This window comes from Allobosea sp. FBZP-16 (genome assembly GCF_002831785.1).
Taxonomy (GTDB): Bacteria; Pseudomonadota; Alphaproteobacteria; order Rhizobiales; family Beijerinckiaceae; genus Allobosea; species Allobosea lupini.
Map to the genome: position 1 here is coordinate 217678 of NZ_LNCQ01000014.1, position 12377 is coordinate 230054.

Annotated in this window: 13 protein-coding genes and 1 pseudogene; 8 read left to right on the forward strand and 6 right to left on the reverse strand. The window is 65.8% G+C overall.

The window, feature by feature from the left end; all coding sequences use genetic code 11:
* Positions 1 to 148: 148 nt before the first annotated feature.
* Complete coding sequence (bla, locus tag CXY91_RS05185; RefSeq protein WP_100959569.1) at positions 149 to 1165, forward strand: class A beta-lactamase; 1017 nt, start codon at positions 149 to 151, stop codon at positions 1163 to 1165.
* Between the two features lie 69 nt (positions 1166 to 1234).
* Here the strand turns inward: bla and CXY91_RS05190 are convergent, their stop codons facing one another.
* Both CXY91_RS05190 and CXY91_RS05195 read right to left on the reverse strand, forming a co-directional pair.
* Entirely contained in the window at positions 1235 to 2554 is a 1320-nt protein-coding gene (locus CXY91_RS05190) for an MFS transporter (protein ID WP_100959570.1), read from the reverse strand.
* A gap of 59 nt (positions 2555 to 2613) precedes the next feature.
* On the reverse strand, positions 2614 to 3402 hold the full coding sequence (locus CXY91_RS05195) for a flavin reductase family protein (RefSeq protein ID WP_210202595.1): 789 nt from the start codon (positions 3400 to 3402) through the stop codon (positions 2614 to 2616).
* Positions 3403 to 3425: 23 nt separating this feature from the next.
* Between CXY91_RS05195 and CXY91_RS05200 the strand changes: the two genes are divergently transcribed.
* The 4 genes from CXY91_RS05200 to CXY91_RS05215 all read left to right on the forward strand — a co-directional run bounded on the left by CXY91_RS05200 (position 3426) and on the right by CXY91_RS05215 (position 5301).
* Positions 3426 to 4070 (forward strand): GntR family transcriptional regulator, encoded by a 645-nt coding sequence (locus CXY91_RS05200; RefSeq protein WP_100959571.1) that lies wholly within the window; start codon positions 3426 to 3428, stop codon positions 4068 to 4070.
* Between the two features lie 262 nt (positions 4071 to 4332).
* The gene (locus CXY91_RS05205) at positions 4333 to 4542 is read left to right on the forward strand and encodes a cold-shock protein (protein WP_091836184.1); all 210 of its coding nucleotides are present in this window, start codon (positions 4333 to 4335) and stop codon (positions 4540 to 4542) included.
* Between the two features lie 191 nt (positions 4543 to 4733).
* Positions 4734 to 5000: a 30S ribosomal protein S21 gene (gene rpsU, locus CXY91_RS05210; RefSeq protein WP_091836186.1), complete on the forward strand. Its 267-nt coding sequence runs from the start codon at positions 4734 to 4736 to the stop codon at positions 4998 to 5000.
* 22 nt (positions 5001 to 5022) lie between these two features.
* Complete coding sequence (locus CXY91_RS05215; RefSeq protein ID WP_091836189.1) at positions 5023 to 5301, forward strand: hypothetical protein; 279 nt, start codon at positions 5023 to 5025, stop codon at positions 5299 to 5301.
* 235 nt (positions 5302 to 5536) lie between these two features.
* On the opposite strand, the gene CXY91_RS05220 is transcribed toward CXY91_RS05215, so the two are convergent.
* Positions 5537 to 6445 (reverse strand): DMT family transporter, encoded by a 909-nt coding sequence (locus CXY91_RS05220; RefSeq protein ID WP_248307361.1) that lies wholly within the window; start codon positions 6443 to 6445, stop codon positions 5537 to 5539.
* Positions 6446 to 6558: 113 nt separating this feature from the next.
* Between CXY91_RS05220 and CXY91_RS05225 the strand changes: the two genes are divergently transcribed.
* On the forward strand, positions 6559 to 7440 hold the full coding sequence (locus CXY91_RS05225) for a type 1 glutamine amidotransferase (protein WP_100959572.1): 882 nt from the start codon (positions 6559 to 6561) through the stop codon (positions 7438 to 7440).
* Between the two features lie 3 nt (positions 7441 to 7443).
* On the opposite strand, the gene CXY91_RS05230 is transcribed toward CXY91_RS05225, so the two are convergent.
* From CXY91_RS05230 to CXY91_RS05240, 3 genes are read right to left on the reverse strand one after another with little or no spacing between them, the layout of a single operon-like run.
* Complete coding sequence (locus CXY91_RS05230; RefSeq protein ID WP_100959573.1) at positions 7444 to 9984, reverse strand: HWE histidine kinase domain-containing protein; 2541 nt, start codon at positions 9982 to 9984, stop codon at positions 7444 to 7446.
* A complete protein-coding gene (locus CXY91_RS05235) occupies positions 9981 to 10532 on the reverse strand; it encodes a biliverdin-producing heme oxygenase (RefSeq protein ID WP_100959574.1) in 552 nt (183 codons plus the stop codon). The genes CXY91_RS05230 and CXY91_RS05235 overlap by 4 nt, the downstream gene beginning before the upstream one ends.
* Positions 10533 to 10580: 48 nt before the next feature.
* Positions 10581 to 11186: an NAD(P)H-dependent oxidoreductase gene (locus CXY91_RS05240; protein WP_100959575.1), complete on the reverse strand. Its 606-nt coding sequence runs from the start codon at positions 11184 to 11186 to the stop codon at positions 10581 to 10583.
* Positions 11187 to 11263: 77 nt separating this feature from the next.
* Here CXY91_RS05240 and CXY91_RS05245 point away from each other — a divergent pair, with 77 nt between their 5' ends.
* Both CXY91_RS05245 and CXY91_RS30810 read left to right on the forward strand, forming a co-directional pair.
* A complete protein-coding gene (locus CXY91_RS05245) occupies positions 11264 to 11872 on the forward strand; it encodes a TetR/AcrR family transcriptional regulator (RefSeq protein WP_100959576.1) in 609 nt (202 codons plus the stop codon).
* Between the two features lie 80 nt (positions 11873 to 11952).
* Positions 11953 to 12377 (forward strand): annotated as a pseudogene (locus CXY91_RS30810) (ATP-binding cassette domain-containing protein); the annotation flags it as partial.

The following is a 12377-nucleotide window of genomic DNA, read 5'->3' on the forward strand; positions in this document are numbered from 1 at the left end:
GCTTGTCCCGACCATCCACGTCTTCGCTTCACTGCGGCGCATGCGGTGTTCAAGGCGTGGATGCTCGCCACAAGGGCGAGCATGACGGTGGTGGCCCTACCCACGCCGCAATCACCCTCCCCTGTGGCGCCACCACAGGGGATTTTTCATGCCGACCCGCCGTGCCTTCGCCCAAGCCTTCGCCTGCACCACTGCCCTTGCTGTCCTCGCCGCGTCCCCGGCCTTCGCCGACTGGGACAAGGCCAGGCTCGACAGCGGCATCAAGACCATCGAGCAGGGCACGAAGGGCCGCATCGGCGTCGGTCTGATCGACCTCAAGGATCGCAAGAGCTGGACTTATCGCGGGGCCGAGCCCTTCCCGCTGCAGAGCGTGTTCAAGCTCCCGCTCGCCATCGGCGTGCTGCAGGCGGTCGAGGCCGGCAAGTTCAAGCTCGACCAGAAGATCACCGTCACCCGCAACGACCTCTCGCTCTATCACAGCCCGCTCGCCAAGGCCTTCAAGGGCGAGCGCAACGACTATCCGCTGCGCGAGCTTCTGACGCGCTCGACAGCCGAGAGCGACAACACCGCCGCCGACCTCTTGCTGCGCCTGATCGGCGGGCCGCAGGCGCTGACCACCCTGCTCAGGGACGGCGGTGTCACCGGCATCTCGGTCGATCGCTATGAGCGTGTCTTCCAGCCGGAGATCCTCGGCCTGCCCGGCTATGGCTGGGACCAGCAGATCGACACTGCCAAGTTCTACGCCGCCATCAGCGCTATACCCGCCGCAGAGCGCAAGAAGCGGCTGCAGGCGACGCTGACCGACAAGCGCGACGCCGCCTCGCCCGAGGCCTCGATCGCCTTCCTCGAAGGCCTCGCCAAGGGCAACTGGCTGCGTGATCCGGCAAACGCCGCGCTGCTTGACAAGATCATGCTGGAGGCCAAGACCGGCCCGAACCGGATCAGGGCGGGCCTGCCGAAAGGCGCGCGCTTCGCCCACAAGACCGGCCTCGGGCCGAGCGCCGACGGGCTTAACCACGCCACCAACGATATCGGCATCGTCACCCTGCCGGATGGGCGGCGCTTCGCCATCGCGGTCTATCTCGCCGGCGCCCAGGTCGGCGAGAAGGAGCGCGAGGCGGCGCACCAGGCGGTCGCGAAGCTGGCGGTGGAGAGCCTGCGCTAAGCCGCAAATTCATCACGGGCGCGCAGCCAATCACGCAGTGCGCCCGTGAACTTCTTCAAGCGGCGCCGCCTAGTTGGACAGCCGGCCGGTGTCGGGCCGGTCGAGGTCAAGCGTCCGGGTCTCGGGAATGAGCAGGCCGGTGATCAGGGTGATCCCTGAAACCACCATCAGGTAGACCAGGAACAGCCGCTGCTCGCCCGCTTGCGAGAGATAGGTGTTCACATAAGGAGCGGTGCCACCGAAGATCGCGGTCGCGAGCGAGAGTGGCCCGCTTACTCCGGTTGCCCTGACCTCGGTCGGGAAGACCTCGGCCCACACCGCTGTGTTGACCCCGAACAGGCAGGCCAGGATCAGCAAGGCGCAGATCATGGCCGTCAGCAGGCCTGAGAAGCTGTTGGTGATGAGCGCGTCGAGCTGGAAGGTCGCGGCGATGAAACCGACCCCGAACAGGATGATGAAGATGCGCCGCCCGAAGCGGTCGGCGAGCCAGCCCACGATCGGGATCGCGAGGAGAAAGACCGCCTGCGCGATCAGGCTGGCGGTCAACGCCGATTTGGCGTCGAGCCCGCGATTGATCTGCGCGAAGGTCGGGCTGTAGATCAGCCAAGTGTAGAACATGATCGAGCCGCCAGCCGAAAGGCCGAAGACGACGGCAACGCCACGCCAATTCCGGACGAGCGGCCTCAGCCCGCTCCCGGTGTCGGAGCGCTGCGCTTTAACCTTCTCGAAACTGTCGGTCTCGGTGAGTTTGCGCCGCAGATAAAGTCCATAGAGGCCGAGCAATCCACCAAGCGCAAAGGGAATACGCCAGCCCCAGCTTTCCAGCGCCGGCCGATCGAGGTTGGCATTGAGCAGAAGACCGGTGACGGTCGCGATCATGGTCCCGAGCACGACGCTCATCCAGGAGGTGCTGCCATAGAGAGCGCGCCGATGTCGCGGCGCGCGCTCGACCAGATAGGTGACGGATGTACCCATCTCGCCGCCATGCGCGATGCCCTGGGCGAGCCGCGCCACGAGCAGGATGACGGAGGCCGCAAGCCCGACTGTCGCGAAGGTCGGCGCGCAGGCGATGACCAGGCTGCCGCCGGCGGTGATGAACATCGCCAGCGTCAGGCTTTTCTTGCGGCCGACGCGGTCGGCATAGAGCCCGAACAGGAAGCCGCCGAGCGGGCGGGTCAGGAAGCCGGCGGCGAAGACGGCGAGGGCCGCGAGCAGGGCCGCCGACTTGTCGGCCGACGGAAAGAACTGGAGCGCAAAATAGGGCGCGAAGATCGTGTAGATCGCCCAATCGAACCATTCCAGCGTGTTGCCGAAATTGACGGCGACGAGATCCTTCATTCGCCGGGATACGGCAGGACGAAGCTCGCCTGTTGCAGCGATGTCAGACATGGTGACCCCTCTTTTATTTGATGTTTGCTGGTGTCCGGCGCGACGTTGCGCGCGGTGCGTCAGCGGCTGGCGGCGCGCCCTTCGAGGCCGAAGCGGGCATCGGCGTCCGCTCCCGGCACGCGCATTTCGAAGGTTTCCTTCACCACCGCGTAGTCAAAGTAGCCGAGGCGGGCGATCGGCTTGATCGCTGCGATATCGAGCTTGCCATCCGCGGTGATGAACCTGTCGTCGATATGGATCGTCTCGACCTGGGCGAAGACGATATCGATCGTGCCGACCGCCGAGTTGCCCTTCATCCGGTGCGTGCTGAGATATCGGCACTCGAACTTGACCGGGCTTTCCTGGACCATTGGGATGCGCGCATTGTCCGCATACTCTCGGGTCACGCTCAGGCGATCGAACTCGCTTTCCTGCGGCGGCAGCGCCATTGCGCTCAGATTGACGGCCTCGCGCAGATCGTAGGTCGCCATGTTCCAAACGAACCAGCCGGTTTCCTCGGCATTGAGCACCGTGTCCTTGCGCCGCCCGTCCGGGTACTGGTTCGCCGAGAACATTACCATCGGTGGGTCGAAGGTCAGATTCTGCCACTGGCTGTAAGGCGCGATGTTCTCGACGCCGGCCGCGCTGACACTCGACAACCAGCCGATCGGCCGCGGCACGGTACAACTCTTGAACGGCGAATAGGGCAGCGGGCTCGGCTCGATCTGGGGAGAGTACTTCATGGCGCATCCCGGCTGTCTGGTGGCATTCAAATAATATCCCACCGATATATCGGATGGATCACGGTTTGGAAAGCCCGTGAAATCGGCTATCGAGATTCCTGGGATTCGCCGTACCTGACCGGGCACGGCCATCGCTATGGAAAGGCCGGATGAACCAGTCGGAGCAGGCGCTCGGCGCCCTCGAGAGCCTGATCGAGCAAGGCGCTCTCAAGCCTGGCTCGATGGTGTCCGAACGCGGCCTGATGGATCTGACCGGACTCGGCCGGACACCGGTTCGCGAGGCGATCCAGCGCCTCGCCCTCAACCACATGCTGAAGATTCACCCGAACAAGGGCATCGAGATACCAGCGATTTCTGTCGAGGACCAGCTCAGCGGGCTGGAAGTGCGTCGCGTCGTCGAGGTCCTGGCGGTCGAACTCGCCTGCAGCCGGGCCTCGGCGAAAGACATCCGCGAGATCGAGGCGCTGTCGTCAGCGCTGGATGGCGAGTTCGACCTTCGCGACTACTCGCAGACCGTTCGCCAGACACATGCGTTGATCATCCAGGCCGCGCGTAACCCTTATCTGGAAGCGCTGATGGTCCCGCTGCAGACCCTCTCCCGGCGTTTCTGGATCATGCATGTAAGGGACGAGCAGCAGGAGATCGCCCACGGAAAGCTGTTGCATCAGGCCATTCTGCGAGCGATCGCCGCGAGGGACATGTCCGCAGCCACCGCGGCCTCGTTGGCGCTCAACAGCTATTTGGTGGAATTCGCCCTGTCCGTAGTCGCGCGGATGGCCGTATCGCGCAGTTGACCGCGGCTACCGGCAACAGCGAGCCTCCAATCCGGCTCCTCGTCGCTCAGCCCCGGGGCATTCTGTCGACGCCATTTCCGCCATGCACGGGAAAGTTGCATTGACAAATGAAGGACAAACCCCCATTTGTAGTGCTCGATCTAGGCCGAACGAATTGGCCCGCGCTATTTTTGCGCACCGCTGACGACCTTCCTGCTCAAATCGAAAACATGCGTGGCATGCGGCTGCGCGTGAATTGCCAACCGCAAGAAGGAATATGACTATGGCCAACGGTACTGTGAAATGGTTCAACGGCACCAAGGGTTTCGGCTTCATCCAGCCGGATGATGGCGGGCAGGACGTGTTCGTCCACATCAGCGCCGTCGAGCGCGCCGGCCTGCGCGATCTGCGCGACGGCCAGAAGATCTCGTACGAGCTGGTCCAGGACAAGCGTTCGGGCAAGATGTCGGCCGACAATCTGCGCGCCGAGTGAGCTGACGCGCTGTCCAGCGTGAGAGATCAGCGGCCGGCGACCACGGATGTACTGGCGCCAGGCCCGCTCCACGCGGGGTAGCTCAGGAAGGGTCGGGATCTACCCGGCCCTTTTTTGTTTTCAAGAGATGTTCGGTCAAGGCGTTTCGACCACACGCCTCGACCAGATGCTTTCACGAGAGGTAAGTCCGAATGCAGGTTCTCGTCCGCGACAACAATGTCGACCAGGCGTTGCGCGTCCTGAAAAAGAAGATGCAGCGCGAAGGCGTGTTTCGCGAGATGAAGCGGCGCTCGGCCTACGAGAAGCCGTCGGAGAGGCGCGTTCGCGAGAAGGCCGACGCGATCCGCCGCGCCCGCAAGCTCGCTCGCAAGCAGGCGCAGCGCGAAGGCCTGCTCCCCGCTCCCAAGCCGAAGCCGCGTCCGGCCCGCCCGCCGCGTCCCGCAGCCGTCGCGTCCTGATCCTCATAAAGGAGCCGCTGCCATGGCAACAAAAGGACTGACCGCCGAGCAGGCCAAGCTTCGCGCGGAACGGAACTTCGCCAAGACCGAGCAGCGGCGACAGGAAGCCGAGAACGCCATGGCGGCGGTTCAGGCCGAGCGGCGGGCCGTCGCCGAGAAGACCGCGAGGCTGCGCGCATTGCGTCTGGCCAAGGAGGCGGCAGACGCACAGACCGCCGCCGAGCAATTGGCGGCGAAACCAGTGGCGACGAAGAAACCTGCCGCCCGTCGCACCGTCGGGAAAGCCAGCGCCGCGCGCTGACTCTCCGGCGGCGCAGCCTCGACGTCGCAGAACAGCGCAATAGTCGCTATCCCGGTCTTGTCTCGGCTGGCTTTCGAGCCGGGCAGGATAGCTGCTCAAGGCGCGCCCCGGCCCATGCCAGGAGGCGCCCTTCCCTGCAGCTCCCGGCGCATCCTTCCAGCCGGGCTCGATCCCGTCATGGTCGGCAGCAGATGCGCGATGCCCGCATGGCAGTCGATGCGGCCCCGGGGCGATGTCAGCGCGGCCTGCGTTCGGCGATCAAGATGCCGCCCAGCACCAGCGCCAGCGCGAGTCCGTGATAGAGCGCGAGCTGCTCGCCGAGGATCGCGACGGCGAGCAATGGCGCGAACACCGGCACGAGATTGACGAAGACGCCGGCACGGCCGGGTCCGATCAGCTCGATCGCGCGCATGAAGAAGAGCTGCGACAGGATCGAGGGGCCGATCACCACAAAGGCCAGGATCAGCCAGCCCTTCGGCGTCGGCCAGAAAGCCTTGCCGGTCGCGATCTCGACCCCGAGCAACGGCAGCGAGACCATGCATGCGACGATCGCCATCGCAGTGAAGAAGATCAGCCCGGGCATTGGCGGGCGGGTGCGGATACCGACCGTATACCCCGCGTAGAAAATGCAGGCGATCATCATCCACAGATCGCCCGGTACGAAACTGAGCTGCGAGAGGACGTGCCAGTCACCTCGGCTCGCCGTGACCAGGACGCCGACGATCGTCACTGTGACGCCGAGCGCCTGCAGGCCGCCGATCGGCGTGCGCAGGGCAAGAAAGGCACCGAGCAGCACGAAGACCGGGATCGAGCCCTGCAGAATGCCGATGTTGATCGCCGTGGTCGAATAGGCCGCGATGTACATCAGCGTGTTGAAGCCGGTGAAGCCGAATGCGCCGAGCAGGATCACCTTGAGCCAGTTCACCTTCAGCGCCGGCCAATGCTCGCGCAGGCCCCGGCGGAACAGGTAGGGCATGACGGTGCAGACGAAGACCCAGCGCAGCGCCGTCAGCGTCATCGGCGCGATCTCGCCAACGGCGAGCCGGCTGGCCACGGCATTGCCGGCCCACATCAGCGTGGTCAGCGTCAGCAGCACATAGGCGTTTGCCCAGAAACGCTGCGGGAGGGAGGCTGCCGGCTGCAAGACGCATGATCCTCATGTCTGCGGAGCGCTTGCATAGCCTTGCACACAGCGCTTCTCCTATGAGAGGAGGCGCAATACAGCCCGTCGCCGCACGCAAACGTGCCAAGGACCTCATGAACGTGTTCAGCCGCAAGCCGCTCCGCGTCCTCGTCGTCGACGGCTACAAGCGCGAAGGGCGCGAGGAGTACATCCGCGACGCCGGCGCGACGCCGTCGGAGGCCTATGCCGCGGAACTGCGCCGCATCGAGCCTTCGCTGATCACCGATATCTGCCTGCCTGCCGACGAGGGCGCCAACCTGCCCGACGGCGCCGGCCTGTCCGCCTATGATGGCATTGCCCTGACCGGGTCTTCATTGCATATCCACAGCCCCGAGCCCGCCGTGACCCGGCAGATCGAGCTGATGCGAGCGATCTACAAGAGCGGCACGCCCTGCTTCGGCTCGTGCTGGGGCATCCAGATCGGCGCCGTCGCCGCCGGCGGCACGGTCGCGCTCAATCCGAACGGTCTCGAGATCGGCTTCGCCCGCCGCATCGCGGTCAACGCGACCGGCGCTCGCCACCCACTGCTCGCCGGCCGGCCTGCCGCGTTCGATGCCCCGGCCATCCATTTCGACAGCATCATCGCCCCGCCGGCCGACGCGACCGTCCTGGCCTCGAATGCGATGAGCCCGATCCAGGCCGCCGAGTTTCGCCAGGACGGCGGCACCTTCTGGGGCGTGCAGTACCACCCGGAATTCTCCCTGCGCCTGATCGCCACGATCCTGCGGCGGCACAGCCGGACCCTGATCGAGCGCGGCCTGCGCAAGGACGAGGCCGCCGCGGCCGCCTGGATCGCCGATCTCGATGCGCTCGACGCCGACCCCACCCGCAAGGACCTCGCCTGGGGCCTTGGCCTCGACGAGGAGGTGCTCGACCCCGTCAAGCGCGTGACCGAGCTGCGGAATTTCCTCGAAATGCGAGTCAAGCCCCAGGCTAGCGTCCGCGGGCGCGCTTAATCCTCAGCCGCGGCTCAGGGCCGCGAGCGCGCTCGCCAGCGCCGCGCGCGTATAGGGCTTGCGCAGGGCCGGCACGCCAGCTTCCAGGGACGGTACCGCATCATAGCCCGTCGCGAAGATATAGGGCACTTCGAGCTCGCGCAGGCGCTGCGCCACCGCGTCGGAGTTTTCGGCGCCGAGGCTGACATCGAGCACGGCGCATTCCGGCTTGCGCCGCCCGATAGCGGCGAGTGCCTCGCGCACGCTCGCACAGGAGATGACCTCCCCTGCGCCGAGCCCTCGCAGCATCTCCTCGACCTCCATCGCGATCAGGAACTGATCCTCGACGAGGAGCACGGTCTTGCCGGCCAGCGGCTCGCCTTCATCCAGGAGCGCTTCATCGGGTGCGCGCTCGGTCTGCGCCTCTTCAGCGGCCGGCGTCGAAAGCCAGGTCACGAATACCGCCGGAATCGCGAGGCGCGCCTCGACGCCCTCGGGCAGGTACGAGACCTCGCTGCTGCCACCCAGATCGAACGGAATGCTGCGCGAGACCAGAACGCTGCCGAAGCCCTCGCGCGTCGGCGCACTCACAGGCGGGCCGCCGCGCTCGCACCAGAGCAAGCAGCAGCTGCCATCCTCGTCCCGCTCCCAGCTCAAGGAGAGCTGTCCGCTCTCGCGCGACAGCGCGCCGTATTTCGCGGCGTTGGTCGCAAGCTCGTGGATGACCAGCGCCATCACCGAGAAGGCGCGCGAGTCGAGCGCGACTTCGGGCCCGGCGATCGACAGACGTCCGGGCGCCGTCTTGTACGGGCCGAGCTCGGCCTCGATCAGCGCCTTGAGCGCGCCGCCGCCGGCACTGCGCATGACCTGGTCATGCGCCAGCGACAATGCTTCGATACGGCCCTTGATCGTCTCGACATAAGCGGCGATCGCGACTTCGTCGCCGAGCGGATAGGAGATGATCGACTTGATCACCGAGAGGATGTTCTTGACCCGGTGATTGAGCTCCTGGTTGAGGATTTTCTGGCGAAGATCGGCCTTCTTGCGCTCCTCGGCCAGCAATTCGCCCTGGCGCAGCACCACTTCGACGAGCGCGCTGCGTGCCGATTCCGCCAGCTCGCGCTCGATCTGCGTCCACGGACGCGAACGCTTCTCCACCGTCTGCTTCCAGACGGCGAAGCTCTGGCGCGGCGTCAGCCGGTCACCGAGCGGGCCTGAGGTGTAGGTCTTGTTGGGATCGCCGCCCCATTCGATCGTCTGCACGAATTCGCGGCGGAAGAAGAAGAGATAGTCACGCGGCAATTGCGAAAGCGGCACGGCGATGACGCCGGAGACCTCGGCGCTGAAGACGCCCGCATTCGGCAATGATGCGCTCAGGCAATCGCTGCTCCAGACCGCGCCGGGCGAGATCATGCCGACATGACCGGCGAGCTCCGGCACGAACTCGGCCGGCGGCACCGAGCCGTTCGACGACCATTGCCCTTCCATCAGCAGGCCGAGCCCGTCGCACGCCAATAATTGCCGGAACTCGTCTAGATTGGCGCGCAGGAAACCGGCGACATCGGTGCTGTGCGAGGCCGAGGCAAGGAGATTGCCGAGGAAGGCGCGCGCCCGGTCGATCGCTTCCAGCGCCTGCTTCTGCGTCAGGGCACTGAGTTGCAGCGCGAAGAACTCGCCGAAGATCTCGGCCGCGATGCGCTGGTTCATCGACATCGAGCGTGGCGTGTAATGGTGGCAGGCGATCAGCCCCCAGAGCTCGCCGTCGACGATGATCGACACCGACATCGACGCGGCGACGCCCATATTGCGCAGATATTCGCAATGGATCGGCGAGACGCTGCGCAGATGCGCATAGGACAGGTCGAGCGGCTCGCCGCCCTCGTCGAGCACCGGCTCGATCGCGAAGCGCTCGCCGCTCGAATTGGAGACCAGCCGGATCGGGTTGAGCAGATAGAGCTGCCGCGCCTGCTTGGGAATGTCGGAGGCCGGAAAGTGCTGCCCCATGAAGCTTTCGAGATCGGCGCGCTTGGACTCGCTCACCACCTGGCCGGAGCCGTCGGCCGCGAAGCGATAGATCATCACCCGATCGTACTGCAGCACCGCCCGGAGCAGGCGGGCTGCGCTCGATATCAGGTCGCGCGGGTTAGACGCGCTCGACAGGCGCCCGACCAGCGTACGCGCGAATTCGAGCGGTGAGCTCGTCCCGTCTGGCGCCGACCGCTCGAATTCGATGATGGCATTGCCTTTGAAGCGGTGGACGCTGACATCGAAAGGCTGGTCGGATGCCGAGAAGACCATCTTCGGCATCAAGCCGGCCCGCGCCGGCGTCCCCGAGCGCGCGAGCGCGTTGCGCAATTCGTGAACCGGCTGGCCGCCCATGACCTCTTCGAGCCGCCGCCCGACCAGATTGCCCTCGGGCAAGCCGAGGAAGTCCGCGGCATTGAGCGAATGGCGGCGGATGACCACCGCCTCCTCGTCGCAGACGAGCATGCAGCCATGCGGCTGGATGCTGCCGGGGATGTGGATCGGTTCCCGGTCGCAATTGGTCAGGTCGACTGTGCTCATCGGCCGAATCCGTTCTCCCGCATGGCGGTGGCCGCCTGCTCGAAGGTGGTTTCGGCGGCGCGTACAGCCACCGCCAGGTCGATGCTCTCCAGACGTTCCATGATAGCGAGCAGATCCCGCCAGGATCCCAACCGCTCCTGCCGCACCAGATGGCGCGCGCCATGGTTCTCGTCGTAGCCGAGGGCGCCTGCCATGCGCCTGATCAGCTTTGCCCCGAGGGCCGAGCCTTCAAGGACGTAGATGACCCCGACGAGCGAGGCTATGTCTTTTGACAGGTGGAAGGGGCGTATGTCCGGTGGCCTGGAGCCGATATCGGCAAGATCGGCCGTGATCAGCGGCGCGAGCGCGGTCGGGCGCCAGGTGCCGAACGAAGCCGGCCAGTCGGCGCCGGCGAGATAGTGCTCCACCGGTTGCCGATGCGCATAGGACGCCCTGAGAAAGCTCTGATAGGCACCAGCGCTGTCGAGCCGGCCGATGGTCCGGTCAAGCTCCTCATGGGCCTGGCGCGTGTGGTCACGGAGGTGAAGGCGAAGCGAGGTCGATGTCATCGCCGCCACAGAAGGGGCGGCGAGCCAATTTCGTCAAGGCTACTTGCTTCAGGCAGCCCGCTCCGACTGCAAGGCAGTCGCCCCGAACACCTTGCCGCCGAGCGCCCGCGCCGTGTCGAGATGATCGGACATGTCCGGCACCGGCACCAGGAATTCCGAAGTCACGACCGGCGCGCCGCAATAGCCGAAGATGCCATGGTCGATCTGCGTCTTCATCGCGCCGTAATAGCCATGGCGGGCGAAGGTGCGCATGTCGGCGCCGGCGAGCGCGACGAGATGGACCGGCAGATGCTCGAGCTTCTTGACCGTCTTCATGTCCTCGAGCTCCTCATAGGCCCAGCCATTGGCGAAGACGCGGTCGATCCAGCCTTTCATCAGCGCCGGCATCGACCACCAGTAGATCGGGTAGACCAGCACCAGCGCATCGGCCCGGTCGACCCTGGCCTGCTCGGCGGCGATGTCGGCGGGCTGGGCAATCTCGCGGCGATGGACGGCAAGATCGTTCAGCGAGAAGCGCGGGTCGAAGCCTTCCCTGGCAAGATCGGCGATCTCGACGCTGTGGCCGGAGCCGGACACGCCGTCTGCCAGCGCCTGCGCGACGGCATGGCTGAGAGAGTTTGGATCGGGATGGGCGACGACGACGAGGGCGTGCATGGACTATCTCCTGGGATGATTGCGATCGGCTCGCAATCGCTATATACTTTTAGTAAGTTACTTTTGGTACATAAGACATGTCAAGCCTGGATCCCGAACGGCCGCGCCGTCAGCGCCTGACCCGCGAGGATCGCCAGCGCCAGCTCATCGAGACCGCCTGGCGGATCGTTGGCGAGGAAGGCACCGATGCCCTGACGCTCGGCCGCCTCGCCGAGCGCGCCGGTGTGGCCAAGCCGGTGGCCTACAGCCACTTCGCCACCCGCAGCGGGCTGCTGATTGCGCTCTATCGCGACTTCGACGCCAGGGAATACGCGATCATGGAGGCGGCGCTCGACGGCAGCGAGGCCACCCTCACCGGCAAGGCAGGGGCGATCGCCTCGTCCTATGTCGACTGCGTCCTGACGCAGGGGCGCGAGATCCCCGGTGTCGTCGCTGCTCTCGCTGGCTCTCCCGAGCTCGCCGCGGTGAAGCGCGATTGTGATCTGATCTTCCTCGAGCGTTGCCGCGCTCTGCTGGCGCCCTTCGCCAACGGACGGACGATCCCGACCGCCGGCTTGCGCGCGATGCTCGGCGCCGCGGAGGCGCTGTCGCATGCCGCGGCGACCGGCGAGATCGACGCCGACGAGGCGAAGCGGGAATTGTTCGAGACGATCACCGCCATGGTCGCGCGCAGCGCGAAGGACTAACGCGACGCCACGGGGTTCCCCACACGCCGCCCACCCTGTAAGTCCGCGGCAACTCCAGTCTCGCAAGCGTCCCGGACATCATGATTCGCCTCGAAAGCATCGGCAAGCAGAACGGCCAGCAGATCATCTTCATCGAGGCCTCGGCAGCGCTGCAGAAGGGCGAGAAGGTCGGCCTTGTCGGCCCCAACGGCGCCGGCAAGACCACCTTGTTCCGGCTGATCACCGGCGAGGACCTGCCCGACGAAGGACAGGTCAGCGTCGATCGCGGCACCACCATCGGCTATTTCAGCCAGGATGTCGGCGACATGAAGGGCCGCAGCGCCGTTTCCGAGGTGATGGACGGAGCCGGCCCTGTCAGCGCCATCGCCGCCGAGCTGAAGGAGCTCGAGACGGCGCTGGGCGATCCCGACCGCGCCGACGAGATGGAGGAGCTCATCACCCGCTATGGCGAGGTGCAGGGCCGCTTCGAGGAGCTCGACGGCTATGCGCTCGACGGCCGCGCGCG